Below are 23,744 nucleotides of genomic sequence, written 5' to 3'. Positions count from 1 at the left end.
TTGTCACTTCGGGTAGCGCCACCGCTACCCACCTATCGCTTCGCGGAGTCCGCATGACGCTATCAGTTACCCAGGGATCGGCCACCGCCAAACGCTTCTTGGCGCTCCTGCTGCCCATCGCTTTACTATCGACCCCGCTTCCGTTGCTTGCCCAGCCAAGTAGCAATAGCGTCGACAGCGACCTGCCGCTTGAAGAAATCCAGACGTTTGCCGAGGTGTTCGAACGCATCAAGCGTGCCTATGTCGAGGATGTCGACGACCGCACCCTGCTGCGTAACGCCATGCGCGGCATGCTGAGCGAGCTGGATCCCCACTCCGCCTACCTCGATAAAGAGGAATACCAGAGCCTGCGCGAGTCCACCGAGGGTGAGTTTGGCGGGATCGGCATCGAAGTGGGCATGGAAAACGGCCAGCTCATGGTCATCACCCCGATCGACGATACCCCCGCCTCACGGGCAGGGCTGATGTCCCGGGACATTATCATCAGCATCGACGGCACGCCGACTAAAGGCATGTCGTTGCAGGAAGCCGTCACCTTGATGCGCGGCGATCCCGACACGACCATTGATATCTCTGTACTGCGCGCGGGTGAGGAGTCGCCCCGCGAGTTCACGCTGACCCGCGAGATTATCCGCAGCGAAAGCGTCAAGCACGAACTGCTGGAAACCGGCTATGGCTATTTACGGATCGGCCAGTTCCAGTCGCGCACCCCGGAGCAGGCACGCCAAGCGCTGGAGCGCATGGCCCGGGAGCAGCCGCTGGACGGACTGGTGCTCGATTTACGTAATAACCCCGGCGGCGTGCTGCAGGCAGCGGTCGGGGTGGCCGACCTGTTCCTGGACGACGGCCTGATTGTCTATACCGAAGGGCGGATTCCCGACAACGAGCTCTCCTTCTCGGCGTCGGCCGACACCCCCGCCGGCGACGTGCCGTTGGTGGTGCTGATCAATAGCGGCAGCGCGTCCGCCGCCGAAATTGTCGCCGGCGCCCTGCAGGATCAGCGTCGGGGCATCATCATGGGCACCGACAGCTTCGGCAAGGGTTCCGTGCAGCAGATCATGCCGCTGGGCAACGGCGAGGGGCTGAAACTGACCACCGCGCTGTATTACACCCCCGAAGGGCGCTCGATCCAGGCCCAGGGCATTGAGCCGGATGTGGATGTGGTGCGTGGTCGTCTTGAAGTGGCCGAAAGCCGTCGCGAAACCCGCGAAGCCGACCTCGAAGGCCATCTAAGCGCCCAACAGGCCCCACGCGACCGCGAGGAAACATCTCCACGACTGCGCGACGACTACCAACTGAGCGAGGCGCTTAACTTGCTCAAAGCGCTGAACGTGGTCGACCGCCGCCGTGACTAACGGCAGGTGACCGGCAAGCGGCCGCGTTCGCCGGTCGCTTGGCGCATGACGATCCGCTTGAGCGGTGCAAGCTGATGCATGCCGCTCATGCCCAGGTTGCGCGCCAGGGTCAACGCCGGATCGTGACTGCCAAACAGCACTTTAAAGCCTTTCATCAGCCCGAGCATGCGCTGGTTGTCACCTCGCCGACGGCGGGCGTAGCGCTTGAGCGTGCCGAGTTCGCCCCAGGGAGCGCCCCGCCGCCAGGCGGCGGTGACCTCCTCGGCCAGGACGGCGGCATCCATCAACCCCAGGTTGACGCCCTGCCCGGCCAGCGGGTGGAGACTGTGCGCGGCGTCACCCACCAGGGCGAAATGCGGTTGCACATAGTCCCGCGCATGACGCTGAACCAACGCAAAGCGATACGCCCGGTCGCAGGCGGTTACCGCGCCCATTCGCCCGCCCAAGGCGTTACCCAGGGTATCGCCCAATGATGCCTGAGTAAGCTCGCAAAGCTCATTGGCATGGGCGGGCGTCGTCGACCAGACAATCGAACAGTAGTGGGCATCCCCCTGCACCGTCAGCGGCAGGAACGCCAGCGGACAGCCGTCGACAAAGGCTTGGCGTGCAGTGTCGCCGTGGGGTCTTTCACAATGCACCGTGGTGACCACCGCTTCTTGCCCCATCGACTCGCTGACCACGTCGATACCCGCCATCTCACGCAGCGCCGAGCGCGCCCCGTCCGCCGCTACAATCAAGGATGCGTGCAACACCTGGCCGTTCGCCAAGCACAGTTGGCGCCCTGACGCTGTTTCCGCCAATGCCGCCACCGGCGCATCGAAGTACATGCTAACCTTGGCCTGGCGCGCGAGTGCCACGTGCAACGCCGATAGCGTGACGTCGTTCTCGACAATGTGACCCAGCACGGGAACGCCCGCCTCATCGGCGGAAAAGGCAATCTCACCGCTGCCCTCGGCGTCCCACACCTGCATATAGCGGTAAGGTGTCACCCGGGCTTCGACCATCAATGGCCAGGCGCCGACATGCGTCAACAACCGTTGTGAAACCGGGGTCAGGGCGCTGACCCGCGTGCCGGGACGCTCGCTCAGCGCGTGCTTAGGCGGCGCTGATTGCGCCTCCACCAGCGCTACCCGCATGCCGGCGTTCGCCAGCAACCAGCACAGGGTGGCCCCCACCATGCCAGCGCCGACAATAATGGCGTCATAGCAGCGATCTGGTGGTATCGGTAACTCTTTGGATGACGGCATAACGCTCCTTAACGTTAGCTTAGCTGGCTCACACGCGTGGGCAATGCGGGGTGACTCATCGCTCCAACCCCATGGCCCGGCGCGCCAGCCCTTTACGTAATGGCCCTACCATATTGAGCCCAATCAAACCGGCTGCCCGGGCGTGAGGCAACAGCGGGAACGACAGGCCAAACAGGCGAATCAGCCCGTCACTAAAGCGGATCACGTTGGCCCGGTCGCGCGCGCGCCGCCGCTCGAACGCCTGCAGGGTGGCCATGTCGCCCAGCGGGCGTTTTGCCCACTCGCCTTCTTCCAGGGCATCGACCAGATCCATCACCCCGCGCAGGGCCAGGTTGAAGCCCTGCCCGGCAACCGGGTGCAACGCATGCGCGGCATTGCCCAATACGGCAAGTCCGGGGCGAACCGGTTCCTGGGCCGTGATCAAGGTTAACGGATAGCTGTGGCGCTGACCTACCTGGGTAAAGCGTCCGACACGGTCGCCAAAGGCGGCTTGAAGCTGCGCCAGGAATTCACCATCGGACAGCGCCAGACGCGCCTGCTCCTCACCGCTGTCATGCGTCCAGATCAGCTCCATTGACTGTCCTGGCAGAGGAAGGAGCGCAATCGGCCCCGCGCGGGTAAACCGCTCGTAGGCGATGCCTTGATGGGGCTGACTGACACCTACGTGGGCAATCAACGCGGTTTGTTGATAGGAATCGCGGCGGCTGGCGATACCCAGCTGCTCTTTCAACCCCGAGCGCCCACCGTCGGCCAGCACCGTCAAGGCGCCGTGCAGACGACTGCCATCGGAGAGGCTCAGGTCGTGGCCCTGAGGGGTCGGGGTAATGCTCTCCACCTTGGCAGGACAGTGCCACTCAAGGGGCAACGTGTTGAGCCGTTGATGAAGCACGCGCCCCATCCAGGCGTTGGGAATCACGTGCCCCAGCGCCTCGACGCCGAGCTCACAAGCGTTAAGCCGGGTAGCCCCCAGCCGCCCCCGCTCGCTGATGTGGATGCGCTTGATGGGCGTTGCCTCGGCCTGCATGGCGTCCCACACTCCCAGCTGACGGAAGCGCTGGGCGGAGCCCTCGGCGATGGCGCTGGCGCGGGCGTCGAAACTGGGCTGCCAGCCCTCATCGAGGGACGCGACGGGGAGCGGCGCCGCTTCGATGATGGCGACTTTCCAACCAAAACGCTCAATCAAGGGGGCCAGGGCACAGCCCAGACTCGCGCCTACCAACCCACCCCCCACAATCACGATGTCGTGCGTTATTGCCTGCCCCGTCGCTTGCATTGGCTGCCTCCCCATGGTGACGGATGTGCTCAAGCACACCGCGCCTATTGCGTAACGTAAATTACATAACGAATGGCGACCTAACCCTCGCCGCCCATCAGCGCCTCGATATCTGCGATACGTTTTGGCACCTGGTCGGTGAGCACGTCATGCCCCTGCGCCGTCACGACCACGTTGTCCTCGATGCGCACGCCGATGCCTCGAAAGGCAGCGGGGATATCCGGTTCATCGGGAATATAAAGACCGGGCTCAACGGTCAGTACCATGCCCGGCGCCAGCGGCAGTGGCGTCTCTTCGTCCAGCCGGTAGCGGCCCACATCGTGGACATCCAGGCCCAGCCAATGCGAGGTGGAATGCAGGTAAAACCGCCGGTAGCGCTGCTCGTCGATACAGGTCTGCAGCTCGCCGTCCAGCAGGCCCAGTGCAATCAATCCAGCGGTCAGGTCGGCCACCACGCCCTGATGGATCTCAGCGAGGGTAGCACCTGGCTGAACCGCCGCGACGGCTCGTTCCTGGGCATCCAGCACGACTTGATAAAGTGCCCGCTGGGCCTCATCGAAGCGCCCCGATACCGGGAAGGTGCGGGTAATGTCGCCGGCATAGAGCTCGAATTCCGCGCCGGCATCAATCAACACCAGCTCGCCGCTGGTCAGCGGTGCGCTGTTCTCAATGTAGTGCAAGACACACGCATTGGCACCGCCACCCACAATGGTGCTGTAAGCAGGCCCACTGCCCCCTTGCCAGACAAACTCATGCTCCAATTCAGCCTGTAGCTGATATTCACTCAGGCCAGGCTTTGCCGCGCGCATGGCGCGCACATGCGCGTGAGCAGAAATCAGCGCCGCATGGCGCAGCAGCGCTATTTCGGCCGCGCTTTTAATCTGGCGCATGGCGTGAATCAGCGGATCCGTGTCCACCCAGCCCTTGAGCGCGGGCCGGCCACGGCGCTGGCCCGTGGTTGCCTCGGCCAAGGCGGCATCGGCGATGGCCTGGGCATCCGCGTCCCCGAGAGGCAGATAAAGCCATTCACGCCCCGACAGCAGCGTTGCCAGGGTCGCCTCGCGCTCCGCATTCTCGAACGCCTGATCAACGCCGTGTTCGGTCACCGCGCCTTGTGCGCCCAACCGCCGACCTGTCCAGGCTTCCATGGTGGGGTCGCGGTCCTGGCAGAACACCACGCTTTGCCCCGCCTCACGGCCCGGCAGCAGCACCAGCAGGGCATCCGGCTCGGTGATGCCGGTGAGGTAATAAAAGTTGCTGTTTTGGCGGAACGCATACTCACTGTCGTTGGAGCGCGTCACCAGCGAAGCGCTGGGTAAGATGACCGCGGCATTGGCAGGCAACTGTGCCATGAGGGTGTCGCGCCGCTGGCGATATTCCGCCGGCGTAATCGCCGGCGGCCGGGGAAGTACATCAGGCGACATAACGTTTTCCAACAACAGGTTAATGAACGGGCGTGTCGGTTTGCTCGACCTGCGGCTGACCGGGATGCTGCTCGGTGTACAGCAGCATGGCCGCCATCCGCGCGTGCTCGGTCAGCGCAAAGAGGTCATTTTCATTCTCTGGCGAGTCATCGATATCGGTCTCGATCTGGCCAAGCCCCGAAAGGTCGTCCACCGCTTCGCGCAGGGTTTGCGACCAGCGTTGGCGCATGTCTTCATCGACCACTTCGTCAACCACCTCCATAAAGCCCAGCGTCCACTCTTTCAGGCCCTGGGCCTGCTCGGCCAGGCTGAACAGCTCGTCGGGCAGCAGCGGCGCGTAGTTGAGATCGCTGGCGCTGAGTGCCTCCAGCGTCTGCCGACGCCAGCCCAACAGCCGTTCGGCGCTGGCCGGGTCACGGGGCTGTTCCACACCGAGGCTCAAACAGACCTCTTCCAGCCAGGTTTGGGCGTCCACATCGCGCAGGGCTAACAGTGCGCAAAGCCGGCCATCGAGAAAAGCGGGCGACTGCATGCTCCCGTGCAGCAAAAAAACATCGGCGACATCCGAAAATTCCTGGCGTTCGTCAATTAGCGACATGGTCTTCACTCGTTGGCATGGGTTCGCGATGGTAGGCCGCTCCGGCTTGCGCGTTGACCGCGTGCAAGCCGCTCTCTTATAGTGAGCGCCAGCGTCCTTCCTCTACAGTGATGTTAACGCATTGGGCATCCTTTTGACCCGTGCCGGAGCTTGTCATGAGTAACACTAAGCGGCCTACTACCGAAATCAGCCTGCTAGGGCGCGATTACGTGATTGCTTGCGACCCCGGTGAAGAAGCCAAGCTTGAGCGCGCGGCCCGCTATCTGGACCGCGCCATGCAGGGAATTCAGGCGCAAAGCAGTCTGCTGGGGAGCGAGCGTATCGCGATCATGGCGGCGCTCAATATTACCCACGAACTGCTTGAGACTATGGACGAACAACGTGCCGGAGAAGCGAATTTGAACCGGCTTAACGAGCGGCTCGAGCACGCTTTGTCGCAAACCCGCAAGTCGTGAGGCCGTTGAACGCAGGCCTTTGGCATTGGCCCGCGCTCTGTTAGGATAACGGAGTTCTCTGGGGTGTGCGCCAGTCGTTATAGTCCCTCGAGCCTATGCGTAATACCCAGGGGGCCAAATGCTAGCCAGGCCCGTGTGCATGTCCGTGCGTCGGAAAGCCTGACGGCCTGGCTGCGGCCACCCACCTGAACCAGTAGGTTCAGGGCCAGAACGACAGCGGCACTCTGGGGAACACTTGATAATGATGGACAGTCTTCACAGCGCTGACCACAAGCGAACGCTGCGGCGTGAACTACGCCAGCGGCGCCAGGCGTTGACACCTCGCGAGCAGCGCGAAGCGGCCTTCCGCCTTTGTCGTCAGCTCAAACGCCTTCCTGAGATTCGCCGTGCCCGACGCATAAGTCTCTATCTGCCCGTCAAGGGCGAAATCGATCCTACCCCGCTGATTCCCTGGCTCCGCCAGCGAGGCATCTCAGTGTATTTACCGGTTTTGCGGCCTTTCAGCGCCAACTCGCTGTGGTTCGTCGCTTACCACTCGGGGACGCCAATGATCAAGAATCGCTTCGGCATCGCCGAACCCGACACCCGCTTTGCCGCCAGGCGTCCCAACCGCCTGCCCGCCTGGGCGCTCGATACCCTGGTGGTGCCCCTGGTGGGTTTCGACGCCCAGGCTAACCGTATGGGCATGGGCGGAGGCTTTTATGATCGCAGTCTTGCCTTCATGCGCCGACCGGGGCCCAAGCCAACGCTGCTGGGCGTCGCCCATGCGTGCCAGCAGGTAGACGCGCTGCCCGTCGAACCCTGGGACATACCGTTAAGCGCGGTGGTCAGCGACCGGCATATTGTGCGACCTGGGTCTGTTTGACCGGCTGGAAAGCAAAACGGGCCGACCCAAAAGGCCAGCCCGTTCAACAATCGATGCTTTTTCTTACCACGGGATGGGTCAGTTACCCGACAGCGCCTGCGCGTAGCCAGTCACCAGCACCCCAAGCGCGAACACAACCATCAGTGCCATCACCATATCAGGCTTCTTGCGTCGCATATTGCTTCTCCAGCCCCTTGAACGTTGCCAAATTTGTCAAGACATCAAACGGCTTGCCGGACATGAATCGCTTAATACTGCCGGGATGATGTCTTTCCTTAATATCGTCTGTGACTATAGGGCCAATAGGCAGCCGTTGACAACGCTTTAAACGGTCATTTACCTCTAAAAAATAAACGCACAGCGTTTCTTAACAGGCCGACCCACGGCGGCCTGAAACGTTAGTAACTGCTTACTTATTACGCTACACACCGTCACGCCATGAACAGCCGGTACGCCGGGTTATCGCTTTCCCGCCAATAGCGGTAGCCAATTGCATCCAGGTGCTCGTCAACATGCTTGCGGTCGCCGTTGGGCACCTGCATGCCGACCAGGACACGGCCGTAAGCAGCGCCGTGATTCCGGTAGTGGAACAGCGAAATATTCCAGTCGTGGGGCAGCTGGGTCAGGAAGTTCATCAGTGCGCCAGGGCGTTCGGGAAATTCAAAGCGGTACAGCTCTTCTTCAAAATGCTCGCTGGGACGACCACCGCTGAGATGGCGGATATGCAACTTCGCCAGCTCATTGTCGGTAAGATCCTCGACCTGATACCCCCCTTCCTCAAGCTTCTCGATCACGGCCTGGCGATCCTCGCCGCCGGGTTTGACCTGTACGCCGACAAAGATATGCGCTTCGCTGTTGTCCGCATAGCGATAGCTGAATTCGGTCACCATGCGCTTACCCAGCGTACGGCAGAACTTCTTGAAACTGCCTGGCTTTTCAGCAATGGTCACGGCCAGAATCGCCTCCCGCTGCTCGCCAAGCTCGGTTCGCTCGGCAATGTGCTGCAGACGGTCAAAATTGGTGTTGGCCCCGGAGTTGATGCACAACAGGGTCTGCCCCTCCGCACCGGTTTGCTGAATATATTTTTTCAGCCCGGCAAGCGACAGCGCCCCCGAGGTTTCCGCGACGGCGCGAGTATCTTCAAAGATATCTTTGACAGCGGCGCACATTTCATCGGCGGTGACGGTTATTACCTCGTCGATCAGATCCTTGACCAGCGAAAACGGCACCTCACCGATCTGTGCCACGGCCACGCCCTCGGCAAAAACGCCTACCTGATCCAATATAACGCGCTCCCCCGCTTCCAACGCCGCTTTCAGGCAGGCGCTGTCTTCGGATTCCACGCCGATCACCTTGATATCCGGACGCAGGTATTTGACGTAGGCGGCAATACCGGCAATCAGGCCGCCCCCGCCCACCGGCACGAAGATGGCATCGAGGCGCCCGGCTTGCTGGCGCAGGATTTCCACCGCGATGGTGCCCTGACCGGCGACAACGTCAATGTCGTCAAACGGCGGGATATAGGTGTAGCCGTGCTCTTTTATCAGCGCTTGCGCGTGCTCGGCAGCGGCGGCAAAGGCATCGCCCTTGAGCACCACCTTGGCACCCCGTGCGCGAACCGCCTGCACCTTGATCTCGGGGGTAATCCGCGGCATGACAATGACCGCTTTAACGCCCATCAGCTTGGCAGCCATGGCAAGGCCCTGGGCATGATTGCCCGCCGAGGCCGCAATCACCCCCTTGGCCTTCTGTTCTTCGCTCAGCTGAGCCATCTTGTTGTAGGCCCCGCGGATTTTGAAGGAAAACACTGGCTGCAGATCTTCGCGCTTAATCAAAATCTGGTTGTTGAAACGACGCGACAAAAAGGGAGCGGGCGATATAGGCGTTTCACAGGCGGCTTCATACACATGGGCCTGGAGGATCTTTTTGACGGTTGCTTCGAGCATGCGGAAAATCCCAAGGAAGAGCGTAACCCTGACGGGTGCGGACAAAACATCTATTGGTAGCAGATTACGCCTCGCGGCGTCCAGCGGCGTTTTGATCGGCAGGCCGCGCTCGCGCCGTTATAATGAGCCGTGAACCCACTCCTCCCAGCAAAAAGGCATACCATGACCCAAGACGAACTCAAGGCCGCCGTCGCGGACAAAGCGATCAACGAAATTGAACCCTGGCTTGAGCAAGATACCGTGCTGGGCATCGGCACCGGCTCTACCGCCAATTTGTTTATTGATCGCCTGAAACCGCTGCGCGATCGGTTCAGGGGGGCGGTAGCCAGCTCGGAGGCCAGCGCACAGCGCTTGAAATCGCTGGGTATTGATGTGTTCGAATTGAACAGCGTTGGCACACTACCTTTTTATATCGACGGCGCCGACGAAGTGAACGCCAACTTACAAATGATCAAGGGCGGCGGTGCGGCGCTTACTCGCGAAAAAATCGTCGCCGCCTGCGCCGAGCGCTTCATCTGCATCGCCGACCATTCCAAGTACGTCAGCCAACTGGGCAACTTCCCGTTACCGGTTGAAGTGATTCCCATGGCGCGCTCCTACGTTGCCCGCCAGCTGGTCGGCCTGGGAGCCGAGCCTGTCTATCGGCAAGGGGTGGTCACCGACAACGGCAACCAGATCATCGACTGCTACGATTTCATGATCGATGACCCTTTAGCCATGGAGGCCAAGCTCAACGCCATTGTGGGCGTGGTGACCAATGGCCTGTTCGCCGATCGGGGCGCCGACGTGCTGCTGCTCGGCAATCAGGAGGGCGTGGAGCGCATCACGACCTGCTAGTCCAGCCTAAGCGTTTCAATGTTGACAGGCCAGCCTTTTGCGCTGGCCTTTTTGTTGCCGACTGCATCCGAACGCTGTTCCTCCCCGGCTTGATGATTAGTAAAAGCATACTTCGCTATTGAGTCATTTCACCCTTCCACCGCTTGCATCTAATTGTAATTATAATTAAACATTAAGATACAAATTGTTTCAAAAAGCTAAGCACTGATACATGCTCGCCACCGCGGGCCAAGTCAGCCTCCAAAAGGAAGGGGACAGAATCATGGGCAACGATGATAAATGTATTCTGGTAACCGGGGGAGCCGGCTTCATTGGCTCACACACCGTTGAACTGCTTCTCGCATCCGGCTATTCGGTACGCGTGCTGGATAATTTCTCAAGCGGTCACATAGACAACCTCCCCCAGCACGAGCATCTGGACATTGTCCAGGGCGATATTCGCGATCAAGAGCAGGTTAACGCTGTCATGCAGGGCGCTACGCACTGCCTGCACCTGGCCGCCCAGGTATCTGTTTCACGCTCGGTCGAAGATCCCTGCGACTCCGCTACGCACAATATTCTGGGCGCGCTCAACGTGATGCACGCCGCCGCCCAGGCAAAGGTGTCAAAACTTGTGTATGCGTCTTCTGCTGCAGTGTACGGCGCACCCTCTCAGTTGCCACTAACAGAAGCGTCAGCCTTGGCGCCGCTATCTCCCTACGGGCTGGAAAAATGGGTGGATGAACGCTACGCCGCCCTGCTGGCAAGTCTGCACGGCTTACCCAGCCTGGGACTGCGTTACTTCAATGTTTACGGCCCACGCCAAGACCCGCGTTCACCCTACGCCGGTGTCGTGGCACGCTTCATCGATAGAATGCTTGCTCATCAAGCGCCCATCATTTTTGGCGACGGCACCCAGTCACGCGATTTTATCTACGTGGGCGACGTTGCCCGTGCCAACCTTACCGCGCTGTTCAGCACCCACTGCGGCATTTGCAACGTTGCCACCGGTCAGCAAATTGACCTGCTTGACCTGATCGATCTGCTCAGCCGATCCACCGGCTGCACATTACCCGCTCAGCACTTGCCCGCCAAGGCAGAAGATATTCGTCACTCCTACGGGGACCCACACCGCCTGGCCGAATGGCTATCGCTCACCCCGCAATGGACGATGGACGAAGGGCTGGGTGAGCTCATTCATCATTGCCGTCAGACTATGACCGACGACGAGCGCCCCCCGCTCACCGTGAATGCCTGATCATCGCGCCGGGTTCATGCGTGCCTACTGATAAAGGTGATGCCGTGGCTTATTCTGTGTTACGTGGAATGCTATTGACGCTCGTCGTGGGCGCCAGTGCTCTGGCGCAGGCGGCTGCCCCATCTGCCCCGCCAAGCGTTGCCTTTTACTATGGCAATGATGTGCCTACCGAGTTGCTCTCGCAGTTTGACTGGATCGTGGTGGAAGCTGCGAATGTAGATGAGCACCAGTACGACCAACTCACCCAACATGGCGGGCAGCCTTTCGCCTACCTCAGTGTCGGCGAGCTCGATGGTTGGCGCAACAGCAAAAACCCCGTCGACGAGAGCGTCCTGATGACGCGTAACGACGCCTGGAATAGTCAGGTGGCCGATTTAACCGCCCCAGAATGGCAGCGGTGGCTGATTGAGGAGCATGTCAGGCCGCTGTGGGAAGCCGGATACCGGGGTCTGTTTCTCGATACCCTCGACAGCTATCGTCTGTTCGCGCCTGACGGTGACGACGCCCGGCGCCAGCAGGAGGCGCTGGTGGCGATCATTGCCCGAATCAAGCGCCAGTACCCCGATATACAACTGATCATGAACCGCGGTTTTGAAATTCTCGACCGCGTTCACGACGATGTGGTCGGTGTCGCTGCCGAATCCCTTTATCGCGGCTGGAACCCCGCCACCAAGGTATACGGTGACGTACCCGACGACGATCAGGCTTGGCTTTACGACCACTTGGCCCGTGTCAGGAATGACTATCAGCTACCCGCCATCGCCATCGACTACGTGCCGGCCAATAACCGCTCGCTGGCCCGGCAAACTGCCGAGCGCATCAGCGACGCAGGGTTTGTTCCCTGGGTGAGCGTACCGCAGCTCAATCAGATGGGCGTCGGCCTGATCGAGGCCATGCCGCGGCGGGTGCTTATCTTGTTTGATAAGGCCAAGACGGAAGCCGGAGAACTCGCCTACAGCAATGCTCATCGCTACCTTGCCATGCCCCTTGAGTACCTGGGCTACGGGGCTGAATACCGCGACGTCAATGAACCATTGCCCAGCGATCTGCTTCACGGCCGCTATGCCGGGGTCGTTACCTGGTTTGACGAGTCACTGACGGGCCCGCCGCATTATCCACCATGGCTACTGCACCAAATGCGTAATGGCCTGCGCGCTGCGATCGTCGGCAATCCTGGGGTGCCACTTGCTGGGGCGCTTGGCAGCTTCATGGGCGTTCGTGAAGTCAACGGTCTTGCAAGTGCCTCACTGACGCCCCTGGCCCATGACGAACTGGTCGATTTCGAGGGTTTCCCGCCTCCCTCACTCCCCCCTCAAACCAGTTACGAACTGATCGATGGCGCACTGACCTCACACCTAACCCTTGGCGATGACCGCGATCGTCGCTTTTCACCGATCCTCACCGGCTCCTGGGGCGGGCTTGCCAGCTACCCCTGGGTGTTTCAGCAGGCCAGCGAAACCCAAATACGCTGGAACCTCGACCCCTTTGCATTCTTGCAGCGCGCCCTGGCGCTACCCGAGATGCCGATTGCCGATGCCACCACGGAAAACGGCGCCCGTTACTGGATGACCCAGATCGACGGTGATGCCTTTGTCAGCCGCGCTGATATGCCAGGCACCCCCTTTACCGGCGAACTGATGCTGTCGGATATTTTACAGCGCTATCGGGTTCCCACCACGGTGTCGGTCATTGAAGGCGAGATCGGCCCGCAAGGTCTCTACCCTGAAAAGAGCACCACCCTGGAACCTATAGCACGGCGTATTTTCAGCCTGCCTTGGGTCGAGGTGGCAACGCACACCTTTAGCCATCCGTTCGAGTGGGAAAGCCTCCAGGAAAATGACTTGGCGGGCCAGGGCAAAACACTGGCCAATTTCAACTATAACCTGCCCATTCCCAACTACCGCTTTTCGTTGCGGCGTGAAATTGAAGGCTCCAGCGACTATATCAATCGCGAACTGGCGCCCGCTGATAAGCCGGTCAACGTGATTTTGTGGACAGGCAATGCGTTGCCGCCGGTGGAAGCCCTGGCGATTGCCGACGAACTGGGGCTGCGTAACTTGAACGGCGGCAATACCAGCGTTACCCGCAGTAATCCGACCATGACCGACGTGTCCCCCATGCTGCGTCCGCTGGGCCGCTATCTTCAGGTTTACGCCCCCCAAATCAATGAAAATGTCTATACCAACAATATGTTAGGCCCACTATGGGGCTATCGACGCGCGATTGAGACCTATCAGCTTACCGACCAGCCGCGTCGGCTGAAGCCCATCGATATTTACTACCATTTTTACTCTGCGGCGAGTCCCGGCGCCCTGCGCGCGCTGCATGAAGTGTACGACTATGTACTCACCCAGGAGACGCTGCCGCTTTACGCCAGCGCCTGGAGCGATGTCGCGTCGCAGTGGTACCACACGGGTATCGCCAAACGCCTGGACGGCGGCTGGCAGATCAAGGGAGCCAACCACATGCGCACGCTGCGCTTGCCCCCGGCCATGGGCTGGCCGGATCTCGAACGCTCTGACGGCGTTGCCGGGGTTCGCGAGATTGCCTCCGGACGCTATGTGGCGCTCACGGGAGGCGGCAATGCCACGCTTTTCACCACCTCTGCCAGGCCGCGAACGCCTCACCTGCGCCATGCCAACGGGCGTATCACCACATGGCACTCTCGCTCACCTGGCGAGCTCAGCTTCAGCCTTGCCGCCGAGCAGGTGCCACTGAAGGTAGAGCTCGCGGCCACCGACAACTGCCAGGTATCCGCCCCTGGCGCACGTATCACGCAACGTGATGGTGCCACCCTGCTAGCCTTTGTCCGCGCTGACGCCGAGCGTATTGAGGTGCGCTGTGCGAAACGCTAACCCTAAAGCCCCCGCCGTATTGCGCCAGCGCCGATTAATTCGACCGCTTACCTTGCGCCTGATGGCCTTGGCCCTTGCCCTCATGCTGGTAGTGCTGTTTCCCGCTCACCACCTGCTGACGCTTGACGACAGCGACAGTATGCCTAGCCGAATTTCACTGCTTTATTCCCAGGCGCTGCTGAATACCGACCCCGACAACGTTGAGCTGCGCGTTAACCTGGCCAACAAGCTGCTGAAAGTGGGCGACGCCCCGCTGGCGCGTACCATCATGTTACCGCTGCAAGACTCGGACGATAGAGCGATCCAGTGGCTGCGCTTATCCATTGAGTGGCAACTGCTCGCCGCGATTGGCGCCGAAGCTCCTCAGCGTCCACAAGCCTTGCGCCAATTCCAGAACGACCTGCAGGCGTTCCAGGCCAATGATTACCTGTCTGATGGGTATCTGGAACGCATGGCCGGCTACTGGCTGGCAATTGAAGACCCCGCGCAGGCCGCCACGCTGTATGAGCGGCTCGCCGGCCAGGAGATGGACCGCCAATACCACTGGTTATCGCTGGCCGGCTATTGGTGGCTACGTGCCGGCTATCCAGAGCGCTCGGCCGCTGCCTGGCACCGAGCCTATCGGGTGGCGGAAGCGCCTCGCTTAACGCTTGGCTGGCTTGGCTGGCTGATTACACCTGCCCACGCCCAGCAAAGCGACGATAGTGCCGAATCACCTCGTCGTGCTGCCGCCCTTGAGGCGTTACGTTCCGCCCAACAGAGCCAGCAAGACGACGGCGTGGCCTATGCCCGCGAATACCTGGCGGCATTTCCAGACGACCGCGAACTGCTTGACCTGGGTATTCGTCTGGCACTCGCCCACGATCAGCCCCTGCAGGCGCTCAGCTGGTCGCAGCGGCTGATTGACAAGCAGACAGCGCCAGACACGAAGACCCTAGAGCGCCATGTGAGTATTGCGCTTGGCCTTAACGAATTATCCAGCGCCCTGACGGCGCTGGACCAGCTGCGCCGCCAACATCCCAATAACACCGCTTACCTGGAACGGCTGACTCAAGTACAGCAGTGGTCCGGCGATGCGGCTGGTGCACTGCAAAATGCTGAACAGTTGGCGCGCCAAACCGGCGACGAAGACCATAATCGCTGGGTCATTTCGCTGGCGCTGGATGTCCGGGAGCGCGGCGTTGCGATCAGCGCCTTGAGCCGACTCGACCAGCAGCGCCAGCTTACCCTGGAGGATCGCCGTTTGTGGGCCGACTTGCTTGAACAGTTAGGCGACCCAGACGCTGCGATCGCGCGCATTCAAGACTGGCAGGCAGGGGGCATTGACGATGAGGCATTGAGCATTCGCCTCGCGACCTGGCTTGGCCAAACCGGACGCCTGGACGAAGCTGCAGACAGCTGGGCGGCCCTGAATGCGCGCTACGGTGCGCGCCCCGCGTTCCTTCAGGCACAGCATCAGGTGATGAGTCAAACCTGGCAGCTTGATAACGCCCTCAAGCTCCTGGGGCAACCCACGGCAAGCCTCACCTCGGATGCTGGTATTGTCGCGCAACGTGCGGAACTGGCCTGGCAGCAAGGGGATAGCCAGGCCAGCCTGGCGGCGTACCAAACGCTGTTTGAACAGGACGCCCTGGACGCAGAAGGCGCCTCGCGCCTTATTCTCGTCGCCGCCGATAACGACCACCTCGACCTCGCCATGCGGGTGACCGAGCACCGTTGGACTCAAGCAAGGGACGGTGATGCGCTGATTCAAATGCTGTATTTGGCACAGCGCGACTACCAAACGCCCCTGACCAAAACACTGTTAGCCATGGCGGATCAAGCGCCTAGCCAGTTTGCCCAGTCAGCCAATTACTGGGGGGCCGTGGCACAACAGGCTTTGCTGCAACGCCAGCCCGACGATGCGGTCAATGCTTACCAACGCGCGTTGGAGCTTACTACGCAGGATCCAGGCTTACGCGCAGGCTTGCTGTATGCGTTAATCGCCGCAGGGGACAAAGAAGCACTGCACGGTCGTCTGGATGAATGGCAGGAACAAGCGGCGCAAACCCCCACCATGATGAGCGCCATGGCCGACGCACATCGGTTTTTAGGCCAGTTGGATCAAGCGATTTTCTGGTATGCCTTAGCCAATGACGCAGGCGTGCTGGATGCCTGGCAGCAGATTTACCACGCTGATGCCCTCAGCCAGCGCGGTGAAGACGCCCTGGCGTTCAACATGCGCCTGGCCGCCTTCGCCGAGCTGTCACCGACGTTCATTGTCCCTTCAAATACCCCCCTTAACGATGCACAACGCCGCGACCATACCCAGGCAATGGGCCTGGTGGCTGACCAGTACGGCCCCGATAGCGTGCGGGGCTGGTTCGACCAGCTCGTGGCCGAAGGGGGCGCTGACTCGGCACGTCAAGCCAGCGACGGCGAGTGGCTGTTCAATGCCAACGTGGCCATGCAACAACCCATTCACGCTCGCTACTTACTGCTTCGCGCGCAGTCCCAGGGGCATGTTAGCCCTGCCTGGCAAACCCTGGCCGTCGCCCTGGAAAAGAACGACCGCGATACGCTGGAAGCATTACTGGATAGCGATGCCGGACGCGCGCTTTCCGCCACCGACCGCCTGGCGGTGGCGCGCCAGCTAGACCGCCGTCAAGACGCTCGGACGCTTGCCAGGCAGCTCACCGCTGAGGGCGCCAACCATCTGCGCGACAGTGCGGCTCTCGATGCCGAGATGCCCCATAGGCTGGCCACTCACGCCACCTACCAGCGTTTGGGAAACCTGGATATCGCCGCGCAGGAAGCACTCTACCAGGTGAGCGGGGAGCGTTTGTGGGGCCGGCTTATACTGGTGACACGCCAGCTCGACACTGCAGATGACGTTATAGACAGCAACGGTATCCACAATGAACGAGCCGCCGAAGTGCAGCTCGGCTGGAACGGCCCACGCAGTGATACCAGCGTCACGATGGGCCAACTGGACACTGCCCGCTATCAACGACCTTACGCTGGGGCCTCCCAACGCTGGCAGGCAACCTCCCGCCTGGCGGGCACCCTATACGGTGAAATCAGCCATGTCTCGTTGATCAACGATCTCATGCGACTACTGGCTGTCGAGGATCGCATCGGGGCGCAACTGACGTGGGCGCCCACCGCCCGAGACACCCTTATTTTGAACGCCAGCCATATCAGGCTGCGCAGTCGTGAAACGCGTGACCCGCTTGGCGATGGCTTCCGGACAGACGCCGAGTGGCGGCATGCCCTGCTCAAGGGCGCCACTCGCCAGCTTGATCTAAGCCTGTTGGCGCAGCATGACGACTATTCCATTGATCGCCTGCCTGACGATATTCGCCAGCGGCTCTCGGAAGACGCCCAGCTCGACGATCTGCTTACCGGATCATCCAGCTTTGTTGGTGTAGGCATTGCCTTGCGCCGCGGTGACCCTGAAAGCGTCATTCCCCTCGTGGCCTCACCTCGTTTTGAAGTAGCGCTGGAAGCGGGTTACCGGCTACCCGACAAGGAGGTTGGGCTCAATGCCCGCGTGGCGCTAGGTAGTCGGCTTTTCGGCAACGATTCACTCAGCCTGAGCCTGGAAGCTGATCAGGGGTCGAGGAGTGGCGGCAACACCAACCTCGGCGTGTCATTGACGTATCAATACTTCCTGGGGCACTGACCATGTCACAGGCAACTCAACGGCAGCGCCGTTGTCCCGACCACTGCACAAGGCGCCTTCCTGGCGCCCTGGAGATACTACGATGCATATTTATCGATTGAGGGCATGGGTTCCGCTGGCACTACTTAGCCTGATATTACTCGGTGGCTGCGCGGTCACGGATGTACATCGTACAGAGCCGCTCAGCCGACAGGCTCAGTGGGCATTGCTGCCCATCGCCAATCACTCCGAAACGCCCCTGGCGGGACGCAAGGCAGAGGCCAGCCTGCTGACGCTACTCCACCAGCAAGGCATCACACGCCTGAGCCAGGCCCCCCACCCAAAGCGACAGAACCTGCTGTCACTGCCCAGCGAACAAGACTTTCAGGCAGCACTCGATTGGGCCCAGCAACGGGGCGTGCGTTACGGCGTGACGGGCTCGGTGGATGAGTGGCAATACAAAGCGGGACTCGATGGTGAACCCGCCATTGGCATCAGCCTGCGCGTGGTGGATGTCAACACGGGCGACATCCTGTGGAGCGCCAGCGGCGCACGCACTGGCTGGGGCTTCAGTACCACTAGCGGCGTGGCACAAAAGCTCATGGCAGATTTAATCGACACCCTGCCCGTTCAGGAGTAAGCCGATCATGACCCCATCCATCGACAAACAACAAGCCACGCTGGCCCCCAGAGGACTTCAGCGTCTGGAAACCCTCGTGATCACCCTCGCGTTTCCGGTCATCGGCTGGATAATCAATCCCGACGACCCCCTGCTGCTCGACAGTGGTCTGACCTGGTTATTGGCCATAGGCCCCTTGCTCGTCGGCATGCGTTACGGATTTGCCCTCGGTTTCAGCAGCGCGTTAGTCAGCGTTATGTTGATGGGCCTGGAAGGATGGTGGTATCACGGCGATTGGCTCGCTGACTCGTCACAGCGCCTGCCAGTGGCTATTGCGCTGATATTGGTCGGTATGCTGGCGGGGGAAATGGCTGATACCTGGCGGCGACGCTTACAGCAAATGACCGTTGTCCATCAGGCGCAATCGACGCGTTTGGATGAGTTTATCCGCCATTATCAATTGCTGCGGGTGTCCCACGACCAATTAGCCGAACGCTTGGCCGCCAACCCTTTCACGCTGCGCGACGCGCTAAAAGCCCTTGAAGCGAAGTATCAGTCGCTTGCGCCAGACGACGATGTGCTCAGACACCATGGCAGCGAACTGCTGAATTTCCTGGCACTACACGCTCGTGTGCAGCAAGCCGTATTGATACCGGTAGATCATCGCCAGCAGTTGCAACCGGATGCCTCCACCTGGTTCGGCGGCGAGACCGACCTGACATGGCACGATCCGATGCTGTGCGCCTGCCTTGAGCAGCGTCGCATGATCTGCCTAAAAAGTGCCATGGAACAGGGTATCAACATCGACAACGCCCCTCTTCTAGCGGTAGTGCCGCTGGTCGACGTTGAGCAACGCCTTTACGCAGTGGTCGCGATCACCGCGATGCCGTTTATCGATTTTCATCGCGGCCACTTGCACCTACTGGCGGTTCTGGGTGCACAACTGGGCGATATGCTCAAGCAGACGCAGCACACCCTTGAAGGCGGTAACACTGACCAACGTGCGGTCGTCGCCCGCTGGGTTCGCCACGCCCGTGATCATCAACTTATCTCGCTGCTGGTCACGATCGACTTTTCAGCGCAGCTTGGCCATGACCAAACAGCCTTGGCCATCGATAGCATCGTCAGTCAGCAACGCGGCCTCGACCGTAGCTGGGTCGCCGACCGGGCTGGTTGCTCGTCACGGCTTTACGTGTTGCTACCTCTGACCCAGCCGAGTGCCTTTGCGATCTATGCCGAGCGCTTGAAGGAAACCCTGGCCGCACAACCCGGCATCGGCGAAGCCTGCCAACACGTTGCTCTCAGCTATCAGGTGATTGACGGGCGACTTTCGGCCAGAAAGCTGATGTTGCCCAACGACCAGCGTGAGGCACACCATGCGCATGCCTGATCGAACACACCGACGATCGATCGTGCTACTCCGAAGCCTGCCCTGGCTAGTCAGCGGCGCAGCTGCGGAAGCCTTCGCTGTCCATTGGTTGATGACGACGACAGCGGGACCGTCTATCGAGATTTTTTTGCTGCATGCAGGGGGCGCCTTGCTGATGGCGGAAGGAATCCGTAACAGCCTACCCGCAGGCTATCAACGACCTGCCTCCGGCAGCATAGCGCTTCTGTTCTTGCTACTTTTTTTATTGCCCGGCATAGGTTTGCTGGGCTTGGCTCTGGCCGTGGTGCCGGCACTTTACCAGGCCACACCCAAACGCGGCCTTCATTGGCAAGGGCTGGATTTGCCGACGTTGCCCTATCAGCCTCTCACCCCACCCGATCCTGACACTCTCGCCATGCGCGAAGGCTTGAGCAGCGTACTGAGCTATTCCGAAAACCCGATGCTGCGTCAGGAGGCGGTTTTGGCAAGTCGTCATTTGCCGCGACGCCAGGCAGTCGGCCTGCTTCGCCTGGGGCTGGCCGATCCCATTGATGATGTACGTTTAATGGCGTATTCCATGCTCAGTGGTATCGAGCGTGATGTAGACGCGCGCATTCAACTGCTCACACAACACGTCGAGCACAATGGTGATCCTTACGGACACGCCGCCGAAGCTCTGGCCACCCTTTACTGGGAGTATGACTATCTCGCCCTCGCCCAAGGCAGTTCGGCCGGGTTCTTCCTGGCCCATGCTCTGCGCTATATCGATCAGGCCATCGACCATGCCAACCAACCCCACCGACAGCTGCTTCGCGGCCGCATATACCTCGCCCTCAAGGATCATCACGGTGCGGACGCGGCCTTTCGTCAGTGCGCGGCGCTCGGCATGGACAACGATGACCTGATGCCTTATCTCGCAGAGCAGGCCTTTATGAGCCGCCGCTTCTCAATGCTTCACGCGCAGCTGGCGCGACTGCGCCCGACTACCCAGCAGCACCCCATGCTGCACCCCCTGATGGAGTACTGGCGATGAGTTGGCCAACCCTGACCCCAAACGAGCCTCCAGCGGATGTCACCCTGCTGCTTGAAGGCACCTATCCCATGGTTCGAGGAGGCGTGAGCGGCTGGGTGGATCAGCTTATTCGTGGGCTGCCACAGCAGCGTTTCGCACTGATTTTCCTGGGCGGGCGACGCGACCATTATGACGGCATACTCTTTGAACGCCCCACCAACGTGGTACACCTGGAGTGCCATTATCTAATGGACGACGTCCCGGCCCCCAGCGCCATCAAGGCCCGCCGCGGGCGACCCAGTGCCTTCATCAAGATCCGTGAACTGCATGACGGTCTGCGCGCGCCGGACGACAGTGACCAGCGCCAGACACTGTGTGACGTTGCCCGCATGATCGGTAAACGCGATGGGATCCGCCAGGAAGATTTCCTACACAGTCAGGCCGCATGGCAGTACATTGTCGACCACTACCTCGAGCATGTGACCGAACCTTCGTTCATCGATTATTTCTGGTCAGTGCGCAACATCCATGCGCCGCTATTCATGCTGGCGCGGATTGCCAACAACCTGCCGAGAAGCCGCTGCTTGCATGCCATTTCCACCGGCTACGCCGGCTTTTTGGGCGCCCTGGCACACCATATCCATCAGTTACCTCTCGCCATCACCGAGCACGGCATCTATACCAAGGAACGCCAGATCGACCTGCTCGACGCCAAGTGGATCAAGACGTCCCGGGATGCGCTCTCTCATGGTTTTCAAATCGACACCGGCTATATCCGCCAGATGTGGATCCGCTTTTTCCAGGGACTGGGCCGAATGACCTACGCCAGCGCCGCGCACATCACCACACTGCATGAAGGCAACCGCTTGCGGCAGTTACAGGATGGCGCACCTGAAGCACGTACCCGTTTGATTCCCAATGGTATTTGTATAGAGCGCTTTGCGTCGCTGCGCGACAGGACGGCCCACAACCGGGCGCCGGTTGTGGCATTGCTGGGCCGGGTCACACCGATCAAGGATATCAAGACGTTTATCCGCGCCATGCACCAGCTCGTCGGTCAACTGCCCGACGCTGAGGGCTGGATTGTCGGCCCGGACAGCGAAGACCCCACCTATGCGCAAGAATGCCGAGACCTGGCGGTGCAACTGGGTGTGGAAAGCAACGTGCGCTTCCTGGGCTTTCAGCGCACGGAGGATATCCTCGCCAAGGTACGACTTGTGGTATTGACGTCCATCAGTGAGGCCCAGCCACTGGTCGTGCTCGAGGCCATGGCGGCCGGTCTGCCCGTGGTCTGCACCGATGTCGGCGCTTGCCGCGACCTGGTGATGGGTGATGCGGATGCTGATGCCGCAGGCAGCATCGTGCCGATTGCCAATCCGCTGGCGACCGCTAACGCCATGCACTTCATGCTGACCCATCCCGCAGCCTGGCAAAACGCACGTCAGGCAGGGATTACCCGCGTCGAAGCCGAATACACCGAAACGCTGATGTTAGCGCGCTACCGGCAGCTGTATGAAGACCTCATTCATCCCTCGGCAACCGCCAGCGAGGTATCCCCGATGGTGGATAGCCTGCTGCCGGCGTTGAGCACCCGATAACCGCTAACGTCAGGAGACGGTATCCATGGCCGGCATTGGTTTTGAGCTACGACGTTTACTTCGCCAGGACAGCTATTTCAGCCTGCTTCACGCCTACGGCTATGCTGGGCTGATCAGCTCGGGCCCCTGGGTGCTTTCCATCCTGGCGGTGATGGCGCTGGGTGTATTGTCGGCCGCCGCAAGCCCTAACAACGACGGCCATGTCACCGCCTTTCTTGTATCGGTCACCTGGCTGGTAGCCGGGTCGCTCCTGCTGACATCACTGGTACAGCTGCTTTTCACTCGCTTTGTGGCCGATCGGCTATTTGAAAAACGCGATAGCGCCATCTTGCCCAATCTTTTCGGCCTGCTCACCCTGACCATGGTGGTGGCCACCCTTATTGGCGTCAGCCTGCTGTGGTGGTCTTTTGAACAAACACCGTGGCTTTATCAACTGGAAATGCTGGTCAGCTTCATCGTCCTCAGCATGATCTGGTGCGTCACCGTGTTTGTCGCCGGGGTTAAAGCCTACCGCCAGGTGCTGCTGGCGTTTGCCTGTGGCTATGGCGCGACGTTCATGAGCGGTCTACTCCTCAATGGGTATGGTCTCGTCGGCCTGCTGGGTGGCTTTGTGATCGGCCAAGGTCTGCTGCTTTTCATGTTGCTGGCCATGGTGATTCGCCATTACCCGAGCGACCGCTTGTGGGGCTTTGAGCTGCACCACACCGGGCAGTGCAAACGCTCACTGATTGCCATTGGCCTCTTCTATCAGGCGGGCATCTGGGCAGACAAACTCGTCTTCTGGTTCAATCCGGCGACGTCCGAAACCATTATCGGCCCGCTGCGTGCTTCGCCTATTTACGACCTGCCGATTTTTCTGGCCTATCTGTCCATCGTACCGGGAATGGCGGTCTTCATCATGCGCATGGAAACCGACTTTGCCGAATGCTGCCATGCCTATTATGACGCCATAAGAGCGGGCAAAACGCTCGCTCAGATCGAGACACTTCGCGGGGAGATGGTCACAAGCGTTCGCCACGGTATCTACGATATCTTCAAGGTACAGGGCATTACCGTCGCCGGGTTGTTACTCAGCGGTCCGCTGTTGTTCACCTGGCTGGGCTTTTCACATTGGTACTTGCCGCTGTTCAATATCGATATCGTGGCGGTGGGCATTCAGGTACTGCTGATGGCCGTTCTGAACGTGCTGTTCTATCTGGATCGGCTCAAACCCGCGCTGTGGCTTTGCCTGCTTTTCTTGATAAGCAATATCGTACTGACGCTGCTGAGCCAGCTGCTCGGCCCAGTGTTTTACGGTTACGGCTATGCGCTGTCGCTGCTGTTCACGACACTTGTCGGCCTCGCCGTGCTCGACCATGAGTTCGAACAGCTGACCTATCAGACGTTCATGCTGCAACCCTACAGGGGATGA

General features: G+C 60.4%; 17 protein-coding genes and 1 other RNA gene. 13 read left to right on the top strand and 5 right to left on the bottom strand.

Annotated elements, in window-relative coordinates; all coding sequences use genetic code 11:
• Window positions 1-53 precede the first annotated feature (53 nt).
• Window positions 54-1,355 carry a S41 family peptidase gene (locus QC815_RS05785; RefSeq protein ID WP_230445368.1) on the top strand — a complete coding sequence of 434 codons (1,302 nt, stop codon included), beginning with the start codon at window positions 54-56 and terminating at the stop codon, window positions 1,353-1,355.
• Here the strand turns inward: QC815_RS05785 and QC815_RS05780 are convergent.
• The 4 genes from QC815_RS05780 to QC815_RS05765 form a co-directional block, all read right to left on the bottom strand.
• Window positions 1,352-2,602: a UbiH/UbiF/VisC/COQ6 family ubiquinone biosynthesis hydroxylase gene (locus tag QC815_RS05780; RefSeq protein WP_230445369.1), complete on the bottom strand. Its 1,251-nt coding sequence runs from the start codon at window positions 2,600-2,602 to the stop codon at window positions 1,352-1,354. The two genes, QC815_RS05785 and QC815_RS05780, sit on opposite strands and share 4 nt — an antisense overlap.
• Window positions 2,603-2,657: 55 nt before the next feature.
• Window positions 2,658-3,875 carry a 2-octaprenyl-6-methoxyphenyl hydroxylase gene (gene ubiH, locus QC815_RS05775; protein ID WP_230445370.1) on the bottom strand — a complete coding sequence of 406 codons (1,218 nt, stop codon included), beginning with the start codon at window positions 3,873-3,875 and terminating at the stop codon, window positions 2,658-2,660.
• A gap of 80 nt (window positions 3,876-3,955) precedes the next feature.
• On the bottom strand, window positions 3,956-5,299 hold the full coding sequence (gene pepP / locus QC815_RS05770) for a Xaa-Pro aminopeptidase (RefSeq protein WP_309767401.1): 1,344 nt from the start codon (window positions 5,297-5,299) through the stop codon (window positions 3,956-3,958).
• 19 nt (window positions 5,300-5,318) lie between these two features.
• Complete coding sequence (locus QC815_RS05765; protein WP_230445372.1) at window positions 5,319-5,897, bottom strand: UPF0149 family protein; 579 nt, start codon at window positions 5,895-5,897, stop codon at window positions 5,319-5,321.
• 155 nt (window positions 5,898-6,052) lie between these two features.
• Here QC815_RS05765 and QC815_RS05760 point away from each other — a divergent pair, with 155 nt between their 5' ends.
• The 3 genes from QC815_RS05760 to QC815_RS05750 all read left to right on the top strand — a co-directional run bounded on the left by QC815_RS05760 (window position 6,053) and on the right by QC815_RS05750 (window position 7,217).
• Window positions 6,053-6,352, top strand: a complete 300-nt coding sequence (locus tag QC815_RS05760; RefSeq protein WP_230445373.1) for a cell division protein ZapA — start codon at window positions 6,053-6,055, stop codon at window positions 6,350-6,352.
• Window positions 6,353-6,404: 52 nt separating this feature from the next.
• Window positions 6,405-6,587: non-coding RNA, 6S RNA (gene ssrS / locus QC815_RS05755), on the top strand.
• Window positions 6,588-6,596: 9 nt separating this feature from the next.
• On the top strand, window positions 6,597-7,217 hold the full coding sequence (locus tag QC815_RS05750; RefSeq protein ID WP_230445957.1) for a 5-formyltetrahydrofolate cyclo-ligase: 621 nt from the start codon (window positions 6,597-6,599) through the stop codon (window positions 7,215-7,217).
• Between the two features lie 431 nt (window positions 7,218-7,648).
• Here the strand turns inward: QC815_RS05750 and ilvA are convergent, their stop codons facing one another.
• Window positions 7,649-9,163 (bottom strand): threonine ammonia-lyase, biosynthetic, encoded by a 1,515-nt coding sequence (gene ilvA, locus QC815_RS05745; RefSeq protein ID WP_230445374.1) that lies wholly within the window; start codon window positions 9,161-9,163, stop codon window positions 7,649-7,651.
• A 162-nt stretch (window positions 9,164-9,325) separates the two neighbouring features.
• Between ilvA and rpiA the strand changes: the two genes are divergently transcribed.
• From rpiA to pelG, 9 genes are all read left to right on the top strand, one after another.
• Window positions 9,326-10,000 (top strand): ribose-5-phosphate isomerase RpiA, encoded by a 675-nt coding sequence (rpiA, locus tag QC815_RS05740; protein WP_230445375.1) that lies wholly within the window; start codon window positions 9,326-9,328, stop codon window positions 9,998-10,000.
• Window positions 10,001-10,262: 262 nt separating this feature from the next.
• A complete protein-coding gene (locus QC815_RS05735) occupies window positions 10,263-11,237 on the top strand; it encodes an SDR family NAD(P)-dependent oxidoreductase (protein WP_230445376.1) in 975 nt (324 codons plus the stop codon).
• 44 nt (window positions 11,238-11,281) lie between these two features.
• Window positions 11,282-14,092: a bifunctional glycoside hydrolase/polysaccharide deacetylase family protein gene (locus QC815_RS05730; protein ID WP_309767397.1), complete on the top strand. Its 2,811-nt coding sequence runs from the start codon at window positions 11,282-11,284 to the stop codon at window positions 14,090-14,092.
• Entirely contained in the window at window positions 14,079-17,756 is a 3,678-nt protein-coding gene (locus tag QC815_RS05725) for a tetratricopeptide repeat protein (RefSeq protein WP_309767395.1), read from the top strand. The genes QC815_RS05730 and QC815_RS05725 overlap by 14 nt, the downstream gene beginning before the upstream one ends.
• 82 nt (window positions 17,757-17,838) lie before the next feature.
• Window positions 17,839-18,375 (top strand): hypothetical protein, encoded by a 537-nt coding sequence (locus QC815_RS05720; RefSeq protein ID WP_230445379.1) that lies wholly within the window; start codon window positions 17,839-17,841, stop codon window positions 18,373-18,375.
• Window positions 18,376-18,382: 7 nt separating this feature from the next.
• Window positions 18,383-19,744: a PelD GGDEF domain-containing protein gene (locus QC815_RS05715; RefSeq protein WP_230445380.1), complete on the top strand. Its 1,362-nt coding sequence runs from the start codon at window positions 18,383-18,385 to the stop codon at window positions 19,742-19,744.
• A gap of 22 nt (window positions 19,745-19,766) precedes the next feature.
• Entirely contained in the window at window positions 19,767-20,756 is a 990-nt protein-coding gene (locus tag QC815_RS05710) for a HEAT repeat domain-containing protein (RefSeq protein WP_230445381.1), read from the top strand.
• Entirely contained in the window at window positions 20,753-22,333 is a 1,581-nt protein-coding gene (gene pelF, locus QC815_RS05705) for a GT4 family glycosyltransferase PelF (protein ID WP_230445382.1), read from the top strand. The genes QC815_RS05710 and pelF overlap by 4 nt, the downstream gene beginning before the upstream one ends.
• Window positions 22,334-22,358: 25 nt before the next feature.
• Complete coding sequence (gene pelG, locus QC815_RS05700) at window positions 22,359-23,744, top strand: exopolysaccharide Pel transporter PelG (RefSeq protein ID WP_230445383.1); 1,386 nt, start codon at window positions 22,359-22,361, stop codon at window positions 23,742-23,744.

Source organism: Vreelandella gomseomensis, from assembly GCF_031451645.1.
GTDB lineage: Bacteria > Pseudomonadota > Gammaproteobacteria > Pseudomonadales > Halomonadaceae > Vreelandella > Vreelandella gomseomensis.
The sequence above is the reverse complement of the archived record's forward strand: the minus strand, read 5'-3'. Positions and strand labels throughout refer to the sequence as shown.